Origin of the sequence: Pseudoalteromonas sp. S4492 (genome assembly GCF_005886115.1) — a bacterium.
GTDB classification, from domain to species: Bacteria; Pseudomonadota; Gammaproteobacteria; order Enterobacterales; family Alteromonadaceae; genus Pseudoalteromonas; species Pseudoalteromonas gelatinilytica.
Genome location: NZ_PNCP01000338.1, coordinates 1 through 383, shown reverse-complemented (window position 1 = coordinate 383; position 383 = coordinate 1). Strand labels below are relative to the sequence as shown.

At 48.6% G+C, this 383-nt stretch carries 1 protein-coding gene; it reads left to right on the top strand.

The window, feature by feature from the left end; all coding sequences use genetic code 11:
* A partial coding sequence (locus CWC28_RS22200; protein ID WP_171038373.1) for a hypothetical protein occupies positions 1-383 on the top strand: 383 nt, incomplete at its 5' end.

Genomic DNA, 383 nt, shown 5'->3' with positions numbered 1-383 from the left:
GAAAACAGGTGGGGAAAGGTTTGGGATTGATCGGGAAGCCGAACTCTCTTGAGGATTTTGTCAGTGAGGTGAGTCGCTATCTGAAAGATGCCCAGAAAACCCCGCAGTTTATTGCTTATCTTCAGCAGCGGTTGCAGGCGCCGGGTAGCAGAGTCAATCGTTTGGAAACTTCGCTCAAAGACTGTTTTGAAGCCATGATGGCTGAGAGAGACATTCATCCCAATCAGATGATGGCTCTGACATCCGCCAGGGCTTTGCTATCAGAGCTCGCTTATCAGACCTTCGATGATAAAAGTGCCTTCAAGCACTGGTGTCAGGCGCACAGAGAATCCGATGAGAAAATGATGCTGGAAATCAATAAAGCGCTTGCATCCATCCAGTGA